General features: G+C 61.0%; 20 protein-coding genes. 12 read left to right on the top strand and 8 right to left on the bottom strand.

The genetic code is table 11. The features are described 5' to 3' along the window. Positions 1 to 61 precede the first annotated feature (61 nt). Both hemB and ppk1 read left to right on the top strand, forming a co-directional pair. Complete coding sequence (gene hemB / locus BM416_RS25215; RefSeq protein WP_092489841.1) at positions 62 to 1,075, top strand: porphobilinogen synthase; 1,014 nt, start codon at positions 62 to 64, stop codon at positions 1,073 to 1,075. Positions 1,076 to 1,093: 18 nt separating this feature from the next. Beyond that, a complete protein-coding gene (gene ppk1, locus BM416_RS25210; protein ID WP_027608351.1) occupies positions 1,094 to 3,319 on the top strand; it encodes a polyphosphate kinase 1 in 2,226 nt (741 codons plus the stop codon). 138 nt (positions 3,320 to 3,457) lie between these two features. Here ppk1 and ppx read toward each other — a convergent pair whose 3' ends face one another. Further along, positions 3,458 to 4,960 (bottom strand): exopolyphosphatase, encoded by a 1,503-nt coding sequence (ppx, locus tag BM416_RS25205; RefSeq protein ID WP_027608352.1) that lies wholly within the window; start codon positions 4,958 to 4,960, stop codon positions 3,458 to 3,460. Positions 4,961 to 5,242: 282 nt separating this feature from the next. On the opposite strand from ppx, the gene BM416_RS25200 reads away from it, so the two are divergent. Together BM416_RS25200 and BM416_RS25195 are read left to right on the top strand one after the other, a co-directional pair. After that, positions 5,243 to 6,424 (top strand): fimbria/pilus outer membrane usher protein, encoded by a 1,182-nt coding sequence (locus BM416_RS25200; protein ID WP_092489840.1) that lies wholly within the window; start codon positions 5,243 to 5,245, stop codon positions 6,422 to 6,424. Then, positions 6,396 to 6,941 (top strand): DUF1120 domain-containing protein, encoded by a 546-nt coding sequence (locus BM416_RS25195; protein WP_139237777.1) that lies wholly within the window; start codon positions 6,396 to 6,398, stop codon positions 6,939 to 6,941. The genes BM416_RS25200 and BM416_RS25195 overlap by 29 nt, the downstream gene beginning before the upstream one ends. A gap of 4 nt (positions 6,942 to 6,945) precedes the next feature. Here the strand turns inward: BM416_RS25195 and BM416_RS25190 are convergent, their stop codons facing one another. The 4 genes from BM416_RS25190 to BM416_RS25175 are packed head-to-tail and all read right to left on the bottom strand — an operon-like array spanning position 6,946 to position 9,785. After that, positions 6,946 to 7,683, bottom strand: a complete 738-nt coding sequence (locus BM416_RS25190; RefSeq protein ID WP_027608358.1) for an amino acid ABC transporter ATP-binding protein — start codon at positions 7,681 to 7,683, stop codon at positions 6,946 to 6,948. Next, positions 7,670 to 8,320: an amino acid ABC transporter permease gene (locus BM416_RS25185; protein WP_065938033.1), complete on the bottom strand. Its 651-nt coding sequence runs from the start codon at positions 8,318 to 8,320 to the stop codon at positions 7,670 to 7,672. The genes BM416_RS25190 and BM416_RS25185 overlap by 14 nt, the downstream gene beginning before the upstream one ends. Next, complete coding sequence (locus BM416_RS25180; protein WP_092489838.1) at positions 8,317 to 8,985, bottom strand: amino acid ABC transporter permease; 669 nt, start codon at positions 8,983 to 8,985, stop codon at positions 8,317 to 8,319. The genes BM416_RS25185 and BM416_RS25180 overlap by 4 nt, the downstream gene beginning before the upstream one ends. A 14-nt stretch (positions 8,986 to 8,999) precedes the next feature. Continuing rightward, on the bottom strand, positions 9,000 to 9,785 hold the full coding sequence (locus BM416_RS25175; protein ID WP_027608360.1) for a transporter substrate-binding domain-containing protein: 786 nt from the start codon (positions 9,783 to 9,785) through the stop codon (positions 9,000 to 9,002). Positions 9,786 to 10,040: 255 nt separating this feature from the next. Between BM416_RS25175 and BM416_RS25170 the strand changes: the two genes are divergently transcribed. From BM416_RS25170 to BM416_RS25150, 5 genes are all read left to right on the top strand, one after another. Beyond that, positions 10,041 to 10,736, top strand: a complete 696-nt coding sequence (locus BM416_RS25170) for a FadR/GntR family transcriptional regulator (protein ID WP_092489837.1) — start codon at positions 10,041 to 10,043, stop codon at positions 10,734 to 10,736. Between the two features lie 120 nt (positions 10,737 to 10,856). Then, positions 10,857 to 11,186, top strand: a complete 330-nt coding sequence (gene trxA / locus BM416_RS25165) for a thioredoxin TrxA (RefSeq protein WP_015886460.1) — start codon at positions 10,857 to 10,859, stop codon at positions 11,184 to 11,186. Positions 11,187 to 11,420: 234 nt separating this feature from the next. Then, complete coding sequence (rho, locus tag BM416_RS25160; protein WP_003176825.1) at positions 11,421 to 12,680, top strand: transcription termination factor Rho; 1,260 nt, start codon at positions 11,421 to 11,423, stop codon at positions 12,678 to 12,680. Positions 12,681 to 12,837: 157 nt separating this feature from the next. After that, entirely contained in the window at positions 12,838 to 14,304 is a 1,467-nt protein-coding gene (ubiD, locus tag BM416_RS25155) for a 4-hydroxy-3-polyprenylbenzoate decarboxylase (RefSeq protein WP_027608362.1), read from the top strand. Beyond that, complete coding sequence (locus tag BM416_RS25150) at positions 14,304 to 15,272, top strand: CDP-6-deoxy-delta-3,4-glucoseen reductase (protein ID WP_092489836.1); 969 nt, start codon at positions 14,304 to 14,306, stop codon at positions 15,270 to 15,272. Before ubiD ends, BM416_RS25150 begins: the two co-directional genes overlap by 1 nt. Positions 15,273 to 15,306: 34 nt before the next feature. Here BM416_RS25150 and BM416_RS25145 read toward each other — a convergent pair whose 3' ends face one another. Next, positions 15,307 to 15,789, bottom strand: a complete 483-nt coding sequence (locus BM416_RS25145) for a sn-glycerol-3-phosphate transporter (RefSeq protein WP_092489835.1) — start codon at positions 15,787 to 15,789, stop codon at positions 15,307 to 15,309. Positions 15,790 to 16,119: 330 nt separating this feature from the next. On the opposite strand from BM416_RS25145, the gene BM416_RS25140 reads away from it, so the two are divergent. Together BM416_RS25140 and BM416_RS25135 are read left to right on the top strand one after the other, a co-directional pair. Next, complete coding sequence (locus BM416_RS25140; RefSeq protein WP_092489834.1) at positions 16,120 to 18,507, top strand: TonB-dependent receptor plug domain-containing protein; 2,388 nt, start codon at positions 16,120 to 16,122, stop codon at positions 18,505 to 18,507. Positions 18,508 to 18,534: 27 nt separating this feature from the next. Next, positions 18,535 to 19,188 (top strand): gamma-glutamylcyclotransferase, encoded by a 654-nt coding sequence (locus tag BM416_RS25135; protein ID WP_065926652.1) that lies wholly within the window; start codon positions 18,535 to 18,537, stop codon positions 19,186 to 19,188. On the opposite strand, the gene glpT is transcribed toward BM416_RS25135, so the two are convergent. Both glpT and BM416_RS25125 read right to left on the bottom strand, forming a co-directional pair. Next, a complete protein-coding gene (glpT, locus tag BM416_RS25130) occupies positions 19,185 to 20,522 on the bottom strand; it encodes a glycerol-3-phosphate transporter (protein ID WP_092489833.1) in 1,338 nt (445 codons plus the stop codon). The two genes, BM416_RS25135 and glpT, sit on opposite strands and share 4 nt — an antisense overlap. A 247-nt stretch (positions 20,523 to 20,769) precedes the next feature. Next, on the bottom strand, positions 20,770 to 21,747 hold the full coding sequence (locus BM416_RS25125) for an NADPH:quinone oxidoreductase family protein (protein WP_092489832.1): 978 nt from the start codon (positions 21,745 to 21,747) through the stop codon (positions 20,770 to 20,772). A 150-nt stretch (positions 21,748 to 21,897) separates the two neighbouring features. On the opposite strand from BM416_RS25125, the gene BM416_RS25120 reads away from it, so the two are divergent. Continuing rightward, the gene (locus BM416_RS25120; RefSeq protein ID WP_027608369.1) at positions 21,898 to 22,305 is read left to right on the top strand and encodes a flagellar basal body-associated protein FliL; all 408 of its coding nucleotides are present in this window, start codon (positions 21,898 to 21,900) and stop codon (positions 22,303 to 22,305) included. The last annotated feature ends 1 nt before the right edge of the window (position 22,306 follow it).

Here is a 22,306-nt window from a genome sequence, read left to right as displayed (position 1 = left end):
CGTCATAATGCCCGCTTATAACTGCAACGCTCGCCCGTGAACCCGGGCTCAGGAGTCTGTCGTGAGCTTTACCCCTGCCAACCGCCTGTTCCCTGCTACCCGCCTGCGCCGTAATCGCCGTGATGATTTTTCTCGCCGCCTGGTTCGTGAAAACGTACTGACCACGGATGATCTGATCCTGCCGGTGTTTGTGCTCGACGGTGAAAATCGCCGGGAAGCGGTAGCGTCGATGCCGGGTGTAGAGCGTCTGACCATTGATCTGCTGCTTGAAGAGGCGGCGGGTTGGGTCGAACTGGGGATTCCGGCGTTGGCGTTGTTTCCGGTCACGCCGTCTGAACTCAAGTCCCTTGATGCTGCCGAAGCCTGGAACCCGGACGGTATCGCCCAGCGCGCCACCCGCGCCCTGCGCGAGCGGTTCCCGGAGCTGGGGGTGATCACCGACGTGGCGTTGGACCCGTTCACTACCCACGGGCAGGATGGCATTCTTGACAAAGACGGCTATGTTCAGAACGACATTACCGTCGATGCGCTGGTCAAGCAGGCCTTGTCCCATGCGGCAGCAGGCGCCCAGGTGGTTGCGCCGTCGGACATGATGGACGGCCGCATCCAGGCGATTCGCGAAGCCCTGGAACTGGCCGGCCACGTCAATGTGCGGATCATGGCCTACTCGGCCAAGTACGCCAGCGCCTACTACGGCCCGTTTCGCGATGCGGTGGGCTCGGCGCTGAACCTGGGCAAGGCCAACAAGGCTTCGTACCAGATGGACCCGGCCAACAGCCATGAAGCCTTGCACGAAGTGGCGGCCGATTTGGCCGAAGGCGCCGACATGGTGATGGTCAAGCCGGGGATGCCGTACCTGGACATCCTTTACCGGGTCAAAGAGGAATTCAAAGTGCCGACCTTTGTGTATCAGGTCAGTGGCGAATACGCCATGCACATGGCTGCAATCCAAAATGGCTGGTTGAGTGAAGGGGTAATCCTTGAATCCTTGACGGCCTTTAAACGTGCCGGGGCTGATGGCATCCTGACCTATTTCGCCGCCCGCGCCGCCCAATTGCTTAGAGAGCAACAATAGCCCTCACAGGAACATTCGATGAATACCGAAGGACTCTCAGAAGTTGCCGTAAAAGACGCTCACCCGGTGGTGGAACAAGTCACCGAGACCCCGCCGGAGCACGAGCCGGCCGCGCCTGTGGTGGTAGCCGAAGCGCCAGCCCCGGCCCCGGTGGCCGCCGTGGTGACCAACCTGGATGACAGCAGCCTGTACATCCATCGCGAGCTGTCACAACTGCAATTCAACATCCGCGTGCTTGAACAGGCACTGGATGAGTCCTACCCGTTGCTGGAACGCCTGAAATTCCTGCTGATTTTCTCCAGCAACCTGGATGAGTTCTTCGAGATCCGCGTCGCCGGCCTCAAGAAACAGATCACCTTCGCCCGTGAACAAGCTGGCGCGGACGGCCTGCAGCCGCACCAGGCGCTGGCGCGCATCAGCGAGCTGGTGCACGGTCATGTGGATCGCCAGTACGCGATCCTCAATGACATCCTGCTGCCGGAGCTGGAAAAACATCAGGTTCGCTTCATCCGTCGCCGTCACTGGACCACCAAGATCAAGACCTGGGTACGTCGCTACTTCCGCGACGAAATCGCGCCGATCATCACCCCGATCGGCCTGGACCCGACGCACCCGTTCCCGCTGCTGGTGAACAAGAGCCTGAACTTTATCGTCGAGCTGGAAGGGATCGACGCCTTCGGTCGCGATTCGGGCCTGGCGATCATCCCGGCGCCGCGCTTGCTGCCACGGATCATCAAGGTACCCGAAGAGGTGGGGGGCGCTGGCGACAACTATGTATTCCTGTCGTCGATGATCCATGCCCACGCCGATGACCTGTTCCAAGGCATGAAGGTCAAGGGCTGCTACCAGTTCCGCCTGACCCGTAACGCCGACCTGGCGCTGGATTCCGAAGACGTCGAAGACTTGGCCCGTGCCCTGCGCGGCGAGCTGTTCTCGCGGCGCTACGGGGATGCGGTACGCCTGGAAGTGGCCGACACCTGCCCGAAACACCTGTCGGACTACCTGCTCAAGCAGTTCAACCTGGGCGAGACCGAGCTGTACCAGGTCAATGGCCCGGTGAACCTCACGCGCCTGTTCAGCATCACTGGCCTGGACAGCCATCCGGAGCTGCAATACACGCCGTTCACGCCGCAGATCCCGAAACTGCTGCAAAACAGCGAGAACATCTTCAGCGTCGTGAGCAAGCAGGACATCCTGCTGCTGCACCCGTTCGAGTCCTTCACCCCGGTGGTCGATCTGCTGCGCCAGGCCGCCAAGGACCCGCACGTATTGGCCGTGCGCCAGACCCTGTACCGTTCCGGTGCCAACTCGGAAATCGTCGACGCGCTGGTAGACGCTGCGCGCAACGGCAAGGAAGTCACTGCGGTGATCGAGTTGCGCGCACGCTTTGACGAAGAGTCCAACCTGCAACTGGCCAGCCGCCTGCAAGCGGCCGGCGCGGTAGTGATCTACGGCGTGGTTGGCTTCAAGACCCACGCCAAGATGATGCTGATCCTGCGCCGCGAAGCCGGTGAGATCGTGCGTTACGCCCACCTGGGCACCGGCAACTACCACGCCGGCAACGCCAAGCTCTATACCGACTACAGCCTGCTGACTTCCGACGATGCCTTGTGTGAGGACGTCGGCAAGTTGTTCAGCCAATTGATCGGCATGGGCAAGACATTGCGCATGAAGAAGCTGCTGCACGCGCCGTTCACCCTGAAGAAGGGCATGCTCGACATGATTGCCCGCGAGACCCAGTTCGCCCTCGAGGGCAAACCGGCGCACATCATCGCCAAGTTCAACTCGCTGACCGATCCGAAGATCATCCGCGCGCTGTACAAGGCCAGCCAGTCCGGCGTGCGTATCGACCTGGTGGTGCGCGGCATGTGCTGCCTGCGTCCGGGCATTGTCGGCGTGTCGCATAACATCCATGTGCGCTCGATCATCGGCCGCTTCCTGGAACACACGCGGGTGTTCTACTTCCTCAACGGCGGCGAGGAGCAGATGTTCCTCTCCAGTGCCGACTGGATGGAGCGCAACCTCGACAAGCGTGTGGAGACCTGCTTCCCGGTCGAGGGCAAGAAGCTGATCATGCGGGTCAAGAAGGAGCTGGAAAGCTACCTCACCGATAACACCCACAGCTGGAGCCTGCAGTCGGATGGCCGTTACGTGCGTAACACACCGACCGGCAACCAGAACCCGCGCAGTGCCCAGGCGACGTTGCTGGAGAAGTTGGGTAGCCCGATTCTGTCGGTGAACTAACAGACAACACGCTCTGAAAATGTGGGAGGGGGCTTGCTCCCGATTGCGGTGGTTCAGTCAAAGTATTCGCGACTGACACACCGTAATCGGGGGCAAGCCCCCTCCCACATTTGTTTTTGCAGTGTTCATGAGATCGGGTTAGCGCAGGTTCAGGCTGAACCCCACCCGCGTCAGCCACTCCGCTTCCTGGGCGAAGTCCGCCTGGGTCAGCTGGTTCTCATCCAGCCAGCCTTTGGGGAATACGACATCCAGGCTGTCGCCGTTGGCGCGCAGGGTCACCTGGGGCATCTGCTGGGTGCCACGAATGTGGTGGAACAGGATCGCAAAGCGCAGCAGCACGCACAGGCGGATCAGCTTGATGCCTTCATCGCCGAACTCGGCAAACTTGTCCTTGGGGATATTGCGACGATGGCCGCGCACCAGCAGGGCGAGCATCTGCTGGTCTTCCCGGGAGAAACCCGCCAGGTCGGAGTGCTCGATCAGGTAGGCGCCGTGCTTGTGGTAGTGGTAGTGGGCGATATCCAGGCCCACTTCATGCACCTTGGCCGCCCAGCCGAGCAGTTCGCGCCATACGCCGTCTTCCAGGTCCCAGTCTTCGGCGACCTGATCGAACGCATGCAGGGCTTTACGCTCCACGCGGGCTGCCTGCTCCTGATCGACGTGATAGCGCTCCATCAGCGAAGTGAGCGTGCGCTCTCGTACGTCTTCATGATGATGGCGGCCCAGCAGGTCATACAGCACGCCTTCGCGCAGGGCGCCGTCACAGTGGTCCATGCGTTGCAGTTCGAGGGCGTCGAAGATCGCCTCGAGAATCGCCAGGCCGGCCGGGAAGATGGTGCGACGGTCGGGCTTGATGCCGTCGAAGTCGATCTTCTCGGCATCCCCCAGCTTGAACAGCTTGCGCTTGAGCCAGGCCAGGCCTTCGGCGTTGACTTCACCGGTGCCATGGCCGCCGGCCTTGAGCGCCAGGCCGATGGCACGGATGGTGCCGGACGAGCCGATGGCTTCATCCCAGGTCAGGCGGTGCAGGGCGTGCTCGATGCTCATTATCTCCAAACGCGCTGCCGTATAGGCCTGGGCGTAGCGCGCCGGGGTGATCTTGCCGTCCTTGAAATAGCGTTGGGTATAGCTGACACAGCCCATCTGCAGGCTTTCACGCAGCAGCGGTTCGAAGCGCTGGCCGATGATGAACTCGGTACTGCCGCCGCCGATGTCCGCCACCAGGCGCTTGCCAGGCGTATCGGCCAGGGTGTGCGACACGCCGAGGTAGATAAGGCGTGCTTCTTCACGGCCGGAAATGACTTCCACCGGGTGACCGAGGATCTCCTCGGCGCGACGGATGAATTCGCCCCGGTTACGGGCTTCGCGCAGGGCGTTGGTGCCGACGATTCGCACGGCGCCCAGGGGCATGCCGTTGATCAGTTGGGCAAACCGCTTGAGGCAATCGAGCCCGCGTTGCATGGACTCTTCATTGAGCTGGCGCTCATCGTCGATCCCGGCAGCCAGTTGCACTTTCTCTCCGAGCCGCTCAAGGATGCGGATTTCGCCGTTCTGGGCCTTGGCCACGACCATGTGAAAGCTGTTGGAGCCCAGGTCGATGGCGGCGATCAGGGACAGATTCTTGGCTTGGGATTGCGGCATGGTTTGGGGGTCTCGGTCGATAACCTTGCCATCGTGCCACGATCGACCGCTGACGCCAACGCGTAGCGCCAGAGGATTTCTAATCAGCGCCTCTGCGGAAATCGCCGATGCGGGTTGTAGGAAGTATTCATGACAGTTGTATTGCAAAGTTAACCGATGCCGTAGTCCTTATTTTTAGAGGCCTTTATTTGCGGGGGGGGGGTGGTGGTTAATTCCTACGCGGTTTTGTATTAGTCCTCCGGGTTGTTATTTCAATTCGCACCGTAATTGCTCCGATGCGTAATGTTTCTTGCCGAGTTGCCCAGCACGGTATTGAACCTGCGTCCGGGCAACGAAGAAGTGTCGATCGTCGTTCCAGCCCAAGCGATACGTGAGCCGCAACACGGTACTGGCCATTTCGCCCGAGGGGGAACGGCGGGCCTGCTCAACTACGACTTGCAAGGTATTAACAGCCATTCACGAGAGGCCAGGGGCCGTTTTCTATCGGCGTCCACGGAGGTGGGCGGGTTTGCGGTCGGATACACCCGTGCTGCGAATTTCAACAGCCGCACTTCCCAGCATGTCCACGCCTCCTGGAACAAGAATTTCAAGTATGCCAATGTCGGGGTTAGCGTGGACTCGCAGGTGGGCACTTCCGGCAATAACAAGGACGACGATGGGGTCGGTATTCGATTGCAGGTCAGTGCTCCCTTGGGAGGTGATCGTTCGCTTACTTCCACCGCCAGGCGTCAAGGAAGTCGCGCGAGTATTGGTGCGGCTTTCAATGAGCGCGTCGACGACACGCTCAATTATGAACTTCGCGCCGACAGCGACCTGGGCGCGGCCGCACGGCATGCGCTGGGCGGTTCCCTCAACACGACGTCCCGTTATGCCCAACTGGGCCTGGGCATCAACCGGGACTCGACCAACATCAGCTATAGCGGGCAGTTGCAAGGCGCGGTTGTGGCTTATTCACCGTACAGGGTCGAGGATACGTTTGGGGTTGCGTCAGTCGGCGATATTTCGGGCGCGCGCATCACCACGCCCCAGGGGCCTGTATGGACTGACCGATGGGGAATGGCGGTGATACCCGGTTTGCCTGCCTATCAGGCCAGTCTTGTCGAGGTGGAAGGCAAATCCCTGCCGCGTCAGGTTGACATCAAGAACGGTATTAAGACCCTGGAGGCTGGGCGAGGCTCGTTCAGCACGGTCGACTTTGAAGTGGCGAAGGTCCGGCGGGTGCTGTTGCGCGCCGTCGATCAAAGTGGCCAGCCGTTGGCCAAAGGCGCTTCGGTCCTGGCCGCAGACAAGACATTCCTGACCACGGTTGTCGGAGATGGCCTGATTTTCCTCAACAACATCGACGCGCCACAAGCCCTGACCGTGTCATTGCCGAACGCGACCTCCTGCACACTGCAACTCGACCTGTCGGAAAAAAACGATGATGGCCAACTGTATGAAAACACCGATGCGGTCTGCCACTGAAGGTGCCCTGGTGTCAGGGGCCCTTGCGGTGGTGGTAAGCCTGTTGACGGTTTTTGAGGCTTCGGCTTCTGAGTGCCGGCTATCAGTGAGCCAGCCACAAATTGATTACGGGCTTCTGCGCCCCGTTACAACGCCCGAGCCTCGCGGGATTTTCCTGGGTAAGCGCATGGTGCGTCTGAACGTGGTGTGTTCAGAGGCTACGGTGATTGCCTTGCGTTTTGCCGATGCCCAAGGTTTCAGGTTTGGTCGGGAGGGACGGTTTGATCTGACGCTGCTGCAGCCACTGCTGGATGGACAGGCGATAGAGTTGGCGCCGATGCACAACCGAGCCGAGCGCAGTGGTCAACTGCGGCCTGACCAGGCGCTGGTGGTGCTGAAGGCTGGGCAACCTGCCAGCGGGCGGGTCTTTTCTGCGCAGGTGCAGGTCGACACCTATCTATCGAGCGCCACCCCTCCAGTCCGCGATAAAACGTTGCTGGAGGGTAGCGGTCGTTTTGAATGGGTACCCGGCGGCTGATCGATCAGGCGTGCGCTTCGGTAGTGCCGATGAAGTTCGCCAACTCAGCAGTCTGCGGGTTGGCAAACAACACCTTCGGATCGCCGACTTCATGCACCTTGCCCTGGTGCATGAACACCAGCTTGTCACCGACTTCCCGGGCGAAGCGCATTTCGTGGGTGACCATGATCAGGGTCATGCCGTCCTTGGCCAGTTGGCGCACCACGCTGAGTACTTCATTGACCAGCTCCGGGTCCAGGGCCGAGGTGATTTCATCGCACAGCAGTACCTTGGGCGACATGGCCAGGGCGCGGGCGATGGCAACACGTTGCTGCTGGCCGCCGGACAGGCGATCGGGGAACGCGTCGAATTTCTCGCCCAGCCCCACGCGTTCCAGCATTTGCCTGGCCAGTTGTGCTGCCTTGGCCTTAGGCACTTTCTGCACCACTTGCGGTGCGAGCATGACATTTTCGCCCACGGTCAGGTGCGGGAACAGGTTGAACTGCTGGAACACCATGCCGACTTTCTGCCGCAGGCTGCGCAGGTCGGCGCGGGCGGCGTCGAGGTATTCGCCATCCACCTCGATCACGCCGTCGTTGATCGATTCCAGGCCATTGAGGGTCCGCAGCAAGGTGGACTTGCCCGAGCCGCTGCGGCCGATGATCGCCACGACCTGGCCTTCTTCAACGGTCAGGTCGATGCCCTTGAGGACGTGGTGATCGCCGTAATACTTATGCAGGGCGGAAATTCTAAGCAGAGGCATGCAGTCTCCTTTCCAGGTAGCGCGCACTGAGGGACAAGGGGTAGCAGAGCAGGAAGTAACCGAGGGCCACCAGGCCGTAGACCATGAAGGGCTCGAAGGTGGCGTTGGCGAGCATGCCGCCGGTCTTGGTCAGTTCGGTAAAGCCGATGATTGAAGTGACGGCGGTGCCTTTGACCACTTGCACCGAGAACCCAACGGTGGGCGCCACGGCAATGCGCAGGGCTTGTGGCAGGATCACGTAGCGCAGTTGTTCAAGCGGGTTCAGCGCCAGGCTGGCCGATGCTTCCCACTGGCCATGGGCGATGGAGTCGACGCAGCCGCGCCAGATTTCGGCGAGGTAGGCGCTGGTGAACAGCGTCAAGGCGATTGCGGCCGCCAGCCAGGGCGAAATATCCACGCCGAGCAGGGCAATGCCGAAAAAAACCAGGAACAGCTGCATCAACAACGGGGTGCCCTGGAACAGTTCGATATAAGTGCGCGCAACATTGCGCGCGAATGCCTTGCGGCTGATGCGCAGGGTCATCACCAGCAAGCCGATCAGGCCGCCGCCGATAAACGCCACGATCGACAGCAACAGCGTCCACTGCAGGCCCGTAAGTAGGTTGCGCACGATGTCCCAGAAGGAAAAATCACTCATCGGCTGTTCCTCATCACAAAGCGGCGGCCGATCCAGTTGAGCAACTGGCGAATCATCAACGCCATGCACAGGTACACCAGGGTGGTCAGGGCATAGGTTTCGAACGCGCGGAAATTGCGCGACTGGATAAAGTTGGCGGCAAAACTCAGCTCCTCGGTGGCGATCTGCGAACACACCGCCGAACCGAGCATCACGATGATGATCTGGCTGCTCAGGGCCGGCCACACCTTGCCCAGCGCCGGCAGCAGCACCACATGGCGAAACGCTTCGAAACGCGTCATCGCCAGCGCGGCGGCGGCTTCCAGTTGCCCGCGCGGGATGGCCTGGATGCCGGCGCGGATGATCTCCGTGGAGTAGGCCCCCAGGTTGATCACCATCGCCAGTACGGCTGCTTGCCACTCGGTGATTTTCAATCCCAGGGAGGGCAGGCCGAAGAAGATGAAGAACAACTGCACCAGGAACGGCGTGTTGCGGATCAACTCGACATACACCCCGAAAAACCAGGCAAAGGGCTGGATCTTCCACGCCCGCACCACGGCGCCGACAGTGCCCAGGGTGACGCCCAGGATTGCGCCGATGGCCGTCAGCTCAAGGGTGAACAGCGCGCCGCGCAACAGCAGATCGGTATTGGCCAGCACCGGCACAAAGTCGAATTGATAGGCCATCAATCAGCTCCGCTTCAGAGATCAGCAGGCAATGGCTCTTTGAGCCACTGCATCGCGTTCTTTTCCAGGCTGCCGTCAGCCTTGGCCGCGACCAGGATCTGGTTGACCTTCTCCAGAAGTGCCGGCTCGTTCTTGTTCACGCCCACGTACACCGGCGAGTCCTTGAGCTTCACTTTCAGCGCCGGCACGCGTTTCGGGCTGCGTTCGCTGATCGCCACCATGACCACGTTGCCGCTGGCGATCAGGTCGACCTGGCCGGCCAGGTAGGCAGCGATGGTGGAGTTGTTGTCTTCGAAGCGCTTGATGGTGGCTTCCTTCGGCGCTACGGCGGTCAGCTCGATGTCTTCGATGGCGCCACGGGTCACGCTGATGGTCTTGCCCTTGAGGTCGTCGGTGCTGCTGATGGCGGCGTCAGGCGGGCCGAACACGGCCAGGTAGAACGGTGCGTAGGCCTTGGAGAAGTCGATGACCTTTTCGCGCTCGGGGTTCTTGCCCAGGCTGGAAATCACCAGGTCGACCTTGCCGGTGGTGAGGAACGGGATGCGGTTGGTGCTGTTGACCGGGGTCAGCTCCAGCTTGACCTTGAGTTGGTCGGCCAGCAGTTTGGCGGTGTCGATGTCCAGGCCACGGGGCTTCATGTCGGGGCCGACCGAGCCGAAGGGCGGGAAGTCCTGGGGCACGGCGACCTTGAGGGTGCCACGGGCGACGATATCGTCCAGACCGTTGGCCTGGGCGGGTGCCTGGCTCAGCATCAGGCTGGCAAACAGGGCAGTGAGCAGGGCGCTGCAGCGCTTGGTCATGGCAACTCTCCGAGAAGGGCGAAGGAATTTTCTGGATTTGCTCAGTGCACAGCCCATGCCAGTACTGCGCGGATCGTCTGCGAGGCGCGAGTTTGTTGAGATGCCGTGGTCTTACTGGTCTGAACAGTTGTGCGGGTTTTCGCACCCTTTTCGAGCGTCGGTAAAACTGCGCGAGCCCCTTTGGGGCGTGGCTTGCCGTGGCTCCTGAATAGCTTTACAACTAGCCGCTCTGTTGACAAAAACCTTGAGTTTTTTATGAATTCCATCGCCCAAGCCGTACCGGAAGCGGCCCTGCAGGCCATCCGCAAACTGATCAAGGAGCAAGGCTTCAGGCCGGGCGATGCACTGCCGTCCCAGCGCGACCTGGCGGTGCAATTGGGCGTCAGCCGGGCGTCGCTGCGCGAGGCGCTGTCGTCCTTGAGCGCCTTGGGTGTGGTCAGTGTGCAGCCGGGCAAAGGTGTGTTCGTGCAGGCGGTGGAGGATGCGCCGGGCTTTGCCTGGCCTTTTGCAGCCCAGGCCACGCCGCTCGATATCTTCCAGTTGCGCTATGCGCTGGAAGGGTTTGCGGCGGGTTTGGCGGCGGTCACGTTGACGATCGATGAGCTGGACAGCCTGGAAGACAACGTCGAGGCCATGCGCAAGGTGCTCAAGGCCGGCGACTTCGAAGCGGCCGCACGGCTGGACTTCGAATTCCACCAGCGCATCCTGCTGGCCAGCGGCAACCAGGCGATGGTGAGCATCCTGAGTGCCAGTGCCGAGGTGTTTCTGGAAAGCCAGAAACTACCGTTCATCCGGCCGGAGCGGGCCATGGAAACCTGGCAGGAACATCGAAAAATCCTGCGCGCCCTGGCCCGGCGGGCCAGTGCGTCGGCGCAGAAAACCATGCAGGAGCACGTACGCAACGCGGCGTTGCGCACGGGGATTGCCTTCGTGACTCCCGTGACGCCCTGAGTCGGGCTATGCGCAAACTCATGCGCCATCATAGGAAGACTCAATCAGAGGCGGCTTCCTGAACGGGGGAAGGGCGGCTATGATGGGCAACGTTTTTTTGCTTACAATCCGGAGACATCCATGAGCAACGATCTTATCAAGCACGTCACCGACGCGACCTTTGAGGCCGAAGTACTCAAGGCTGCTGGCCCGGTGCTGGTTGACTACTGGGCTGAATGGTGCGGCCCTTGCAAAATGATCGCTCCGGTCCTGGACGACATTGCAACCACCTACGAAGGCAAGCTGACCATTGCCAAGCTGAACATCGACGACAACCAGGAAACCCCGGCCAAGCATGGCGTGCGCGGTATTCCTACGCTGATGCTGTTCAAGAACGGCAACGTCGAGGCCACCAAGGTGGGTGCGCTGTCGAAGTCCCAGCTGCAAGCTTTCCTCGACGCCAACATCTAAGCGTCGTCAAAAAGCCCCGCAAATAGCGGGGCTTTTTCGTGAAACAGGGCTAGACGCTCCGAAACTCAGGTGGTACATTCGGCCCCGCACTGGTTTCTCCACTGCCCCCTGCAAGCCGTCGCCGACGCATTCCTTTTCGATTAGTACGCGATCCTGTCGCCTTCTCCGCGGCGCGGCCTCATTAAGCCAAAAGCTTAATTTCCCCCCCTCCATAAATGATTACGTCATTCCTATATGAATCTGACTGAACTCAAGCAAAAGCCGATTACCGACCTGCTCCAACTGGCCGAAGAAATGGGCATAGAAAATATGGCCCGTTCGCGCAAGCAGGACGTGATTTTCTCCCTGCTGAAAAAGCACGCGAAAAGCGGCGAGGAAATCTCCGGTGATGGCGTGCTGGAGATTCTCCAGGACGGCTTCGGCTTCCTCCGCTCTGCAGACGCCTCCTATCTCGCCGGCCCAGACGACATCTATGTCTCCCCGAGCCAGATCCGTCGCTTCAACTTGCGCACCGGTGACACCATCGTTGGCAAGATCCGCCCACCGAAGGAAGGCGAGCGTTACTTCGCCCTGCTCAAGGTCGACACGATCAACTTCGATCGTCCCGAGAACGCGAAAAACAAGATTCTCTTCGAGAACCTGACGCCGCTGTTCCCGACCGTGCGCATGAAGATGGAAGCCGGTAACGGTTCCACCGAAGACCTGACCGGTCGCGTGATCGACCTGTGCGCCCCCATCGGCAAAGGCCAGCGTGGCCTGATCGTCGCCCCGCCGAAAGCCGGTAAGACCATCATGCTGCAGAACATTGCAGCGAACATCGCACGTAACAATCCTGAAGTTCACCTGATCGTATTGCTGATCGATGAGCGTCCGGAAGAAGTCACCGAAATGCAGCGCACCGTGCGCGGCGAAGTGGTTGCCTCGACGTTCGATGAGCCGCCGACCCGCCACGTGCAGGTTGCCGAAATGGTGATCGAGAAGGCCAAGCGCCTGGTCGAACACAAGAAGGACGTGGTGATCCTGCTCGACTCCATCACCCGTCTGGCCCGTGCCTACAACACCGTGATCCCGAGCTCCGGCAAGGTGCTCACCGGTGGTGTCGATGCCCACGCCCTGGAGAAACCGAAGCGTTTCTTCGGCGCCGCGCGGAATATCGAAGAAGGCGGCTCGCTGACCATTATCGCCACCGCACTGGTTGAAACCGGTTCGAAGATGGACGAAGTGATCTACGAAGAGTTCAAGGGTACCGGCAACATGGAACTGCCCCTGGACCGTCGCATCGCGGAAAAACGCGTGTTCCCGGCGATCAACATCAACCGCTCCGGCACCCGCCGCGAAGAGTTGCTGACCGCCGACGACGAACTGCAGCGCATGTGGATCCTGCGCAAGCTGCTGCACCCGATGGACGAAGTGGCAGCCATCGAGTTCCTGATCGACAAGTTGAAAACCACCAAGACCAACGACGAGTTCTTCCTGTCGATGAAACGTAAGTAATAACGACGTTTCAGGTCCGAAAAAATGGCGCCCCCAGGGGCGCCATTTTTTTTGTGTCGGTTTTTCGGTCCCTGCAACGGCCAAATGCACCTCGATAAGCTGCCAGCAGCCCTCAGAGCAGGTAGGATGTACGCCTATTTTACGGGTGGCATGGTTAATGAAATTCAAGGATCTTCGGGATTTCGTGCAGCAACTTGAGCAGCGCGGAGAGTTGAAACGTATCCAGATGCCGATTTCACCGGTGCTGGAAATGACTGAGATTTGCGACCGCACCTTGCGTAACAAGGGCCCGGCGCTGCTGTTCGAGAACCCGACCGGCTTTGACATACCGGTGCTCGGCAACCTGTTCGGTACCCCCGAGCGTGTGGCCTTTGGCATGGGCGCCGAGGCGGTCAGCGAGTTGCGCGAGATCGGCAAGCTGCTGGCGTTCCTCAAGGAACCCGAGCCGCCCAAGGGCTTGAAGGATGCCTGGTCGAAGCTGCCGATCTTCCGCAAGATCATTGCCATGGCACCCAAGGTGGTCAAGGACGCGGTGTGCCAGGAAGTGGTCATCGAAGGCGATGATGTCGATCTGGCCATGCTGCCGGTGCAAACCTGCTGGCCCGGCGACGTCGGCCCGCTGATCACCTGGGGCCTGACCGTCACCAAGGGCCCGAACAAGGACCGCCAGAACCTGGGGATCTACCGCCAGCAAGTGATCGGCCGCAACAAGGTGATCATGCGTTGGCTGAGCCACCGTGGCGGTGCCTTGGACTTCCGTGAATGGTGCGAGAAGCACCCGGGCAAGCCGTTCCCGGTCTCCGTGGCCCTGGGCGCCGACCCTGCGACCATCCTCGGCGCCGTGACCCCGGTGCCCGACAGCCTGTCCGAATACGCCTTCGCCGGGTTGTTGCGTGGCAACCGCACCGAGCTGGTGAAGTGCCGTGGCAACGACCTGCAAGTGCCGGCCACCGCTGAAATCATCCTCGAAGGCGTGATTCATCCAGGCGAGATGGCCGATGAAGGCCCGTACGGCGACCACACCGGCTATTACAACGAAGTCGACAGCTTCCCGGTGTTCACCGTGGAGCGCATCACCCATCGGATCAAACCGATCTACCACAGCACCTACACCGGTCGGCCGCCGGATGAGCCGGCGATTCTGGGGGTGGCGCTGAACGAAGTGTTCGTGCCGATCCTGCAGAAGCAATTCCCGGAAATCACCGACTTCTACCTGCCGCCGGAAGGCTGTTCATATCGCATGGCCATCGTGACCATGAAGAAGTCGTATCCCGGCCATGCCAAGCGGGTCATGCTGGGTGTGTGGTCGTTTTTGCGACAGTTCATGTACACCAAGTTCGTTATCGTCACCGACGACGATATCAATGCCCGGGACTGGAACGATGTGATCTGGGCCATCACCACGCGCATGGACCCCAAGCGCGACACGGTGATGATCGATAACACGCCGATCGACTACCTCGACTTCGCGTCGCCGGTGTCGGGGCTGGGCTCGAAGATGGGCCTGGACGCTACCCACAAATGGCCGGGTGAAACGACCCGCGAGTGGGGCCGGGTGATCGTCAAGGATGAGGCCGTCACGGCACGTGTCGATGCGATTTGGAAAGAATTGGGAATAGATTGATGCGTGTAACCCTGCAACCTTCCGGCGCCGTGCTGGAGCTGGTCCCCGGCGAGCGAATCCTCGAAGGCGCGCGCCGCCTGGGATACGAATGCCCCCAGGCGTGTCGCAATGGCGTGTGCCACGTGTGCGCCGCACTGCTGGTGGAGGGCCGGGTGCAGCAAGCCGGTGAAGTGCGCGACCATGGCGAGTTCTACACCTGCATCGCCGAGCCGCTGGAAGATTGCGTTGTGTTGTGGGATGGCGTGCTGGCGCCGGGAGAGTTGCCGTTGCGCAAGTTGTCGTGCCAATTGAGCGAGTGCGTGGAAGTGGGTGGCGATGTGTGGCGCGTGCGCCTGCGGGCCCCGGCGGGCAAGGCGGTGCGTTACCACGCCGGGCAATACCTGATGATCGAGCGGGAGAATGGCGAGAAATCGGCGTTTTCCCTGGCCTCTGCGCCCCACGCCGGTCGCGAGCTGGAACTGCATGTACTGGCCCGCGAGGACAGCGCGCGCAACTTGCTCGAGCAACTGCAGCGCAACCAGATGGCGCGCATCGAGCTGCCATTTGGCGACACCCACCTGGCCGAGTTGCCGGACGGGCCATTGGTGCTGATCGCCGCCGGTACCGGCATGGCGCAGATGCACAGCCTGATCGAGCATTGCCGCGCTTCCGGCTTCAAGCACCCGGTGCACCTGTACTGGGGTGTGCGGCGCCCGGAAGATTTCTACGAGATCGAGCACTGGGACCAATGGCGGCAACTGCCCAACCTGTTCCTGCACAAGGTGGTCAGTGACCTGTGCGGCTGGGAAGGACGCTGCGGCCTGCTGCATGAAGCGGTGTGCGAAGACATTGCCGACCTCAAGGCGGTGCATGTCTACGCCAGCGGTTCACCGGCGATGATCTACGGCACGCTGGATGCGTTGGTCGACGCCGGCATGGACGCACACCAGATGCGCGCCGACGTATTCGCCTACGCCCCGCGGCCCTGACGCAACCGAACGGTGCAACGGGGCATGCGCACGCTCAGAATCGTACTCCGGTCGTCACCATCGCCGCATTGAACCCCAGCAGCACCAGTTCCGCTGCCACCGGCCCGTAATGGGTGCCTACCGACGGGATGATCACCGGCGCCACGCCGAAACGGTTCAGGGGGATCTTGTCACGGTATTTGCCGCGATAGCCCTGGATCGCCCCGCCTGTGACCTTGAGGTACACCGCAGAGTCGGCCATCTCATAGCGCTTGCCTGCATAGGCGTAGTAAGAGCGCTGGCTGAACGAGTTGCGAAACGTCGCCCCGCCATACACCAATCCTGATGCCTCATTGCGCTCCAGGCCGATCAGGTCCTGGTTGTTGTTGTGGTCTTTGTCCGGCGCGAAGTGCCGGGTATAGACGCTGGTCTGCGCGTACCAGAAGCCTTTGTCGTCCTCGGCAGGCAGTGTTTCGCCAGCCAGTGCGGTGGTGGCCTGGGCCAGGAACAGCAGGCCTGGCAGTCGAAATTTCTTCATGGGTGCGACCTCGATAGGCGGTTTGATGGGCGGCTAGGTGGGTCGTGGACGTGCGCGCCAGTTTGACGGCATGGCGTGCTCCCAGGCTGAACCGGGGCTGAAAGTAGCCGGATTGCCCTGTGCAATCCTGACGAAAGGGGCATCGGGCTTATGCATTCGCTTATGCTTTAAAGGTATTTAATTTGTTACATAAATATCTTTAAGCTATATCTCAACGGACTACCGATTTTCTTCCAATAACCATTAACTGACCGCCACCGCCCGCCAGCCGGATCGATCTTGCGAACTCAGAACACTGACGTTCTGATTCTTGATTCAAAGGGGAGCGGTATGGGGAGCTACACGCAACACGCGCTGTACACAGCGATTTTGTCGGCTAATTTGCTGGCCGCTGTGGGCTTCAATCCTGTCCGGGCGGCCGAAGCGCCCGCCACCGATGCACCCAAGCTCGACACCGTGATCGTCACCGGCACCCGCGCCCAGGAGCGTACCGCCAGTGCTTCGCTGTCTCCGATCGATGTGATTTCCGGCGATAGCCTGCGCAGCACGGGCTCCGATGAGTTGGGGGCGGTGCTGGCGCGCCTGATTCCGTCGATCAACTTCCCGCGCCCAAGCCTGGTGGATGGTGCCGAACTGGTGCGCCCTGCGCAGTTGCGCGGCCTGTCACCCGATCAGGTGCTGGTGCTGGTCAACGGCAAGCGCCGCCACACCAGTGCCTTCGTCAACCTGGGCGGCGCGGTGGGCCGTGGGTCGGCACCGGCGGACCTGAACGCGATCCCGCTGTCGGCGGTGGACCATATCGAAGTGCTGCGTGACGGTGCTTCCGCCCGCTACGGCTCGGATGCGATTGCGGGGGTGATCAACGTGATCCTCAAGCACGCCGACCATGGCGGTTCGATCTCCACCAAATTCGGCGAATACAAGAAGGGCGATGGTATCCAGCGCAATGTCAGCGGCAATACCGGCCTGGCACTGGGCGACAACGGTTTTATCAACCTGTCGGCCGAGGGCGCCGATAACGATTACACCAACCGTGCCGGTAAAGACTTCCGGCCTGGCAGCGTGGGCTCTACCACTTACGGCCAGCAGGTGTTCCGCCAGGGTGAGCCGGCCACCAATGAAGGCAAGTTCCAGTTCAACTCCGAATATTCCTTCAACGATGCGGCCGAGTTCTACACCTTCGGCGGCTACAGCAAGCGGCGCGGCGAGACGGCGGCGTTCTACCGGGCGAGCAATGCGTCCAACAACATCCCGGCGCTCAACCCCAACGGTTACCTGCCGCTGATCAAGGGCAACCTTGAAGACACCTCGTTGGTGGTGGGCCTGCGCGGTTTGCTGGCCTACGACTGGCATTACGACCTGTCGGCCAACTATGGCAAGAACCAGTACGCACTCAGCACCGAAACCATCAACACCTCCCTTGGCCTGGCCACACCGCGCAAGTTCGACAACGGCACCCTGAGCAACGACCAGAAGCAAGTCAGCCTGGACCTGTCCCGCGAGTTCGACGTGGGCTGGCTGCCTTACCCGGTGTCCGTGGCGTTTGGCGGTGAATACCTGCACCAGGGTTATGAAATCGAGGCGGGCGAGCCGGCCTCCTACTTCCAGACCGGCAGTTCCGGACTGGGTGGTTTCCGTGATGCCGACGCGGGCACCAGCACGCGCCACAACTGGGCCCAGTACCTGGACCTGGAAACCAACTTCACCGAAAAACTCAGTGCCTCGGCGGCGGTACGCCACGAGGACTACAGCGACTTCGGCTCGAATGTCAGTGGCTCGCTCTCAGCCCGTTATGACTTCACCCCGCAGGTGGCCGTGCGCGGCAGTGTTTCCAACGGTTTCCGCGCGCCGTCCCTGGCCCAGCAGAACTTTGCCTACACCTCATCGCAGTTGATCGGCAGCACCATCCAGGAGGCCGGCACGTTCCCGGCCAACAGCCAGGTGGCGCGTTTGCTCGGCGCCGAAGATCTCAAGGCCGAGAAGTCGCGCAACTACAGCCTTGGGCTGGTGCTGGAGCCGGCCGATGACCTGACGGTGACGGTGGATGTGTACCGCATCGACATCCGTGACCGTATCAGCCTGTCGTCCAACCTCGGCATAAACGCGGCGACGCGCGCCTATTTGCAGGCCAACGGTGTCGGCAATATCGACTACACCACCGCCCGCTACTTCACCAACGCCACCGACACCAGCACCGACGGCGTCGACCTGGTCGCCAACTATCGTTACCAGTTCGACAGCGGCATCCGCTGGAACAGCACCGTGGGCTACAACTACAACCACACCAAGGTGACGGACGTGAAGGCCAACCCGGCTATCCTCGACAGCCTGGGCGCGAACCTGGTGCGCGTGGACCGCCGCGAGCGCATCGGTTTGCTGGGGGATACCACGCCGCAGCACAAGCTGAGCCTGGGTAACGACTTCACTTACGGCCATTGGGCCCTGCACAGCAACCTGGTGCGCTATGGTGAATTCACCAGTTACCAGGCGGACAAGGTCAATGACCAGACCTTCAAGGCCGCCTGGGTGCTGGACCTGTCGGCGGACTACAGGCTGAAGAACTGGACCTTCACCCTGGGCGGCGACAACGTCACCGATAAATACCCGGAGAAGGTCAACGCCTTCGCCAGCAGTGGGGGCAATCTGGCCTATAGCACTTTTTCGCCGTACGGTTACAGCGGCGCGTTTTATTACGGTAAAGTTGCTTACAACTGGTAACACACAGGAGGCGCACCGCTTTTCGCCATGACCGCCATTGAATCCGATCTTCTGCAATTGGCTTACCCTCCGCGGCTCGATCTGGGGCCGCAACTCACTCACGAACAGTTAATGAGCTCGATGCAGGCCACCATGGGCCGGCACAAGGGTGGACCGGTCTGGCTATTTGCGTATGGTTCGCTGATCTGGCGCCCGGAATGTTCGTCGACAGAGCGGGTGCGGGCACGGGTCCACGGTTATCACCGGGGTTTGTACCTGTGGTCCCACGAGCATCGGGGCACGCCGGAGTTGCCGGGCCTGGTCTTTGGCCTGGATCGCGGGGGCTCGTGCAGCGGCTTTGCCTACCGCTTGCCGGAAGATCAACTGGAGGCTTCGCTTTACGCCTTGTGGCAGCGCGAGATGCCTTACCCGTCCTACCGGCCGCACTGGCTCAGCTGCCGTCTTGAAGATGGCAGTCAGGTGCAGGCGTTGGGGTTCGTGTTGGAGCGGCACTTGCCCAGCTACGCCGGAAACTTGCCCGATATCGTGCTTAACCATGTGCTGCAAAGCGCTTGCGGGCGTTACGGCACCACTCGCGATTATGTCGAGCAGACCGTCAACGCCCTGCGTAGCCACGCCATGCCAGACAAGAATCTGGAGGCGCGGCTCAAGCGTTGTGCCAAGGATTGCTCAGGCGATTAACGCGCCGAGCTGACGCTGTTGGTGTGCCACAGCGTTGGGATCAGGAACGCGATGGCCAGCAGGCATGCGCCGATCAGCAGCACGAAACCACCGTCCCAGCCGAAATGGTCCACGGTGTAGCCCATGGCCGCACTGGCTGCCACCGAACCGCCCAGGTAGCCGAACAGACCGGTGAAGCCCGCAGCCGTACCGGCGGCTTTCTTCGGTGCCAGTTCCAGCGCCTGCAGGCCGATCAGCATCACCGGGCCGTAGATCAAAAAGCCGATCGAGAACAGCGCGATCATGTCGACCATCGGGTTGCCCGGCGGGTTGAGCCAGTACACCAGGGTCGCCACGGTCACCAGCGCCATGAACACGATGCCGGTCAGGCCACGGTTGCCACGGAAGATCTTGTCCGACATCCAGCCGCACAGCAGCGTGCCCGGAATACCTGCCCACTCGTAGAAGAAGTACGCCCAGGACGATTTATCCACCGTGAAGTGCTTGGCTTCCTTGAGGTAGGTCGGTGCCCAGTCCAGTACGCCGTAGCGCAGCAGGTAGACGAACACGTTGGCGAAGGCGATGTACCAGAGCATTTTGTTGCGCAGCACATACTTGACGAAGATTTCCTTGGCGCTGAATTCGTCTTCGTGGCTGGCGTCGTAGCCTTCCGGGTAGTCGTTCTTGTATTTCTCAATCGGTGGCAGACCGACCGATTGCGGGGTGTCGCGCATGGTGATGAAGGCAAACGCCGCCACCGCCAAGGCCACCGTGGCCGGTACATAGAACGCCGCATGCCAGTCGTTGAACCAGGCCATGCCCAGCAGGAACAGCGGGCCGATCAGGCCGCCGCCGACGTTGTGCGCCACGTTCCACACCGACACCACGCCGCCGCGTTCTTTCTGCGACCACCAGTGCACCATGGTCCGGCCACTGGGCGGCCAGCCCATGCCCTGGGCCCAGCCGTTGATGAACAGCAAAATGAACATCATGGTCACGCTGGACGTCGCCCAAGGCGCGAAACCGAAAATGAACATTACCCCGGCCGATACCAGCAGGCCGAAGGGCAGGAAGTAACGCGGGTTGGAGCGGTCGGACACCAGGCCCATGAGGAACTTGGACAGGCCATAGGCGATCGCGATCGCCGACATCGCCAGGCCCAGCTCACCCCGGGTGTAACCCTCGTCGATCAGGTAGGGCATGGCCAGGGAGAAGTTCTTGCGCAGCAGGTAATACCCGGCATAACCGAAGAAAATACCGGCGAAGATCTGCCAGCGCAGCCGTCGGTAGGTACTGTCGATTTTTTCTTCAGGCAGAGGCGCCTGGTGTGCGGCAGGACGAAAGAAAGCAAACATTCAAGAGCTCCAGATTTCTTGTTTTGACTGCGGATGCGAATGTTACAGTTTCGTTACCGAAAATAGCATTGCCTCTTATCTGCAAATACAGGAAATGAGAGTAGGAGCATGTTCTCTTACGAACAGCGAAGATCAAATGTGGGAGGGGGCTTGCCCCCGATAGCGGTAGGTCAGCCAGCTTATCTGTAGCTGACCCACTGCCATCGGGGGCAAGCCCCCTCCCACATTTGATTGCATTTCAGATTGGTCAGCGGGTCTGGACGACGACCTTGCCTACCGCCCGGCGCTGCCCGAGGTCATTGATCGCCTGGGCAGCCTGTTCCAGCGGATACACCTGCGACACCAACGGCTTGAGCTTGCCCTCACCGTACCAAGTGAACAGTTGCTGGAAGTTCGCCGCATTGTCCTGGGGCTGGCGCTGGGCAAACGAACCCCAGAACACCCCGACCACCGCCGCACCCTTGAGCAGCGCCAGGTTCACCGGCAGCTCCGGGATGCGCCCGCTGGCAAAACCCACCACCAGCAGGCGGCCATTCCAGGCAATGGCGCGAATGGCCTGGTCAAACAGGTCGCCGCCCACCGGGTCGTAGATCACATCGGCGCCGTTACCGTCGGTCAGGCGCTTGATCTCGTCCTTGAGGCTGGCTTCGCTGTAGTTGATCAGTTCATCGGCGCCGGCGGCCTTGGCCACGGCGAGTTTGTCGGCACTGCTCGCGGCGGCGATCACCCGCGCACCCATGGTCTTGCCGATTTCCACGGCGGCCAGGCCCACGCCGCCGGAAGCGCCGAGCACCAGCAGGGTTTCGCCGGGTTGCAGGTTGGCGCGTTGTTTCAGTGCGTGCATGGAGGTGCCGTAGGTCATGCTGAAGGCGGCGGCGGTGTTGAAGTCCATGCTTGGCGGGATCGGCAGCACGTTGTAGCCCGGCACCGCGACCTGTTCGGCGAAGCTGCCCCAGCCAGTGAGTGCCATGACCCGGTCGCCGACTTTCAGGTGGCTGACCTTTTCCCCGACTTCGCTGACCACCCCCGATGCCTCGCCACCCGGCGAGAACGGGAAGGGCGGCTTGAACTGGTATTTGCCCTCGATGATCAGGGTGTCGGGGAAGTTGACCCCGGCGGCATGCACGTCGAGCAGGATTTCGTTCTTCTTGATCGTGGGGCTCGCGACGTCTTCCAGCACCAGGGTTTCGGCGGGGCCGAAGGCTTTGCACAGCACAGCTTTCATCGGGCTATTCCTTTTGGTGTCGTGGCCGATAAGTGTAGGAGGGTAGGCCTGTGGGTCAACGAGCATGCTCGGCCCTGATAAGTCGCCATAAGCTTGTGCTCTGCCTTGCTAGCGTTATGCTACCCGGCAACCGAATGTGAGGAATGAACTGTGAAAGCGTGGATCCTATTGATGCTGGCCCTGACCTTGCCGATGGCAGCCCAGGCCGAAGAAGCCAAAGAAGGCGAGGCGCCGAAGGTCAGCTATATCAGCCTGAGCCCGCCGTTCGTGGGTAACTACGGCCTGGATGGCACAGCCAAGCTCAAAGTGTTCAAGGCCGACATCGCCCTGCGCGTGACCGGCGAGGAAGCCGCCAAAGCGGTCAAGGCCAACGACGCATTGATCCGTAACCAGTTGGTCGCGCTGTTCACCCAGCAGACCAACGAGGCCATGAGCACGGTCGACGGCAAGGAGAAGCTGCGCCAGGAAGCCCTCAAGCAAACCCAGCAAGTGATGAACGACGAGACGGGCAAGCCCATGGTGGAAGACCTGCTGTTCAATAACCTGATCATTCAGTAAT

The organism is Pseudomonas sp. NFACC42-2, from assembly GCF_900116055.1.
Classification (GTDB): Bacteria; Pseudomonadota; Gammaproteobacteria; order Pseudomonadales; family Pseudomonadaceae; genus Aquipseudomonas; species Aquipseudomonas marginalis.
Note: the sequence above shows the minus strand (reverse complement) of the source record. Positions and strands in the feature narration are given on the sequence as shown.

Excerpts from the sequence above, each read along its gene's own strand:
- ppk1 (WP_027608351.1), top strand. The coding sequence starts at position 1,094 with ATGAATACCGAAGGACTCTCAGAAGTTGCCGTAAAAGACGCTCACCCG.
- ppx (WP_027608352.1), bottom strand. The coding sequence starts at position 4,960 with ATGCCGCAATCCCAAGCCAAGAATCTGTCCCTGATCGCCGCCATCGAC.
- BM416_RS25200 (WP_092489840.1), top strand. The coding sequence starts at position 5,243 with ATGTTTCTTGCCGAGTTGCCCAGCACGGTATTGAACCTGCGTCCGGGC.
- BM416_RS25195 (WP_139237777.1), top strand. The coding sequence starts at position 6,396 with ATGAAAACACCGATGCGGTCTGCCACTGAAGGTGCCCTGGTGTCAGGG.
- BM416_RS25190 (WP_027608358.1), bottom strand. The coding sequence starts at position 7,683 with ATGCCTCTGCTTAGAATTTCCGCCCTGCATAAGTATTACGGCGATCAC.
- BM416_RS25185 (WP_065938033.1), bottom strand. The coding sequence starts at position 8,320 with ATGAGTGATTTTTCCTTCTGGGACATCGTGCGCAACCTACTTACGGGC.
- BM416_RS25180 (WP_092489838.1), bottom strand. The coding sequence starts at position 8,985 with ATGGCCTATCAATTCGACTTTGTGCCGGTGCTGGCCAATACCGATCTG.
- BM416_RS25175 (WP_027608360.1), bottom strand. The coding sequence starts at position 9,785 with ATGACCAAGCGCTGCAGCGCCCTGCTCACTGCCCTGTTTGCCAGCCTG.
- BM416_RS25170 (WP_092489837.1), top strand. The coding sequence starts at position 10,041 with ATGAATTCCATCGCCCAAGCCGTACCGGAAGCGGCCCTGCAGGCCATC.
- trxA (WP_015886460.1), top strand. The coding sequence starts at position 10,857 with ATGAGCAACGATCTTATCAAGCACGTCACCGACGCGACCTTTGAGGCC.
- rho (WP_003176825.1), top strand. The coding sequence starts at position 11,421 with ATGAATCTGACTGAACTCAAGCAAAAGCCGATTACCGACCTGCTCCAA.
- ubiD (WP_027608362.1), top strand. The coding sequence starts at position 12,838 with ATGAAATTCAAGGATCTTCGGGATTTCGTGCAGCAACTTGAGCAGCGC.
- BM416_RS25150 (WP_092489836.1), top strand. The coding sequence starts at position 14,304 with ATGCGTGTAACCCTGCAACCTTCCGGCGCCGTGCTGGAGCTGGTCCCC.
- BM416_RS25145 (WP_092489835.1), bottom strand. The coding sequence starts at position 15,789 with ATGAAGAAATTTCGACTGCCAGGCCTGCTGTTCCTGGCCCAGGCCACC.
- BM416_RS25140 (WP_092489834.1), top strand. The coding sequence starts at position 16,120 with ATGGGGAGCTACACGCAACACGCGCTGTACACAGCGATTTTGTCGGCT.
- BM416_RS25135 (WP_065926652.1), top strand. The coding sequence starts at position 18,535 with ATGACCGCCATTGAATCCGATCTTCTGCAATTGGCTTACCCTCCGCGG.
- glpT (WP_092489833.1), bottom strand. The coding sequence starts at position 20,522 with ATGTTTGCTTTCTTTCGTCCTGCCGCACACCAGGCGCCTCTGCCTGAA.
- BM416_RS25125 (WP_092489832.1), bottom strand. The coding sequence starts at position 21,747 with ATGAAAGCTGTGCTGTGCAAAGCCTTCGGCCCCGCCGAAACCCTGGTG.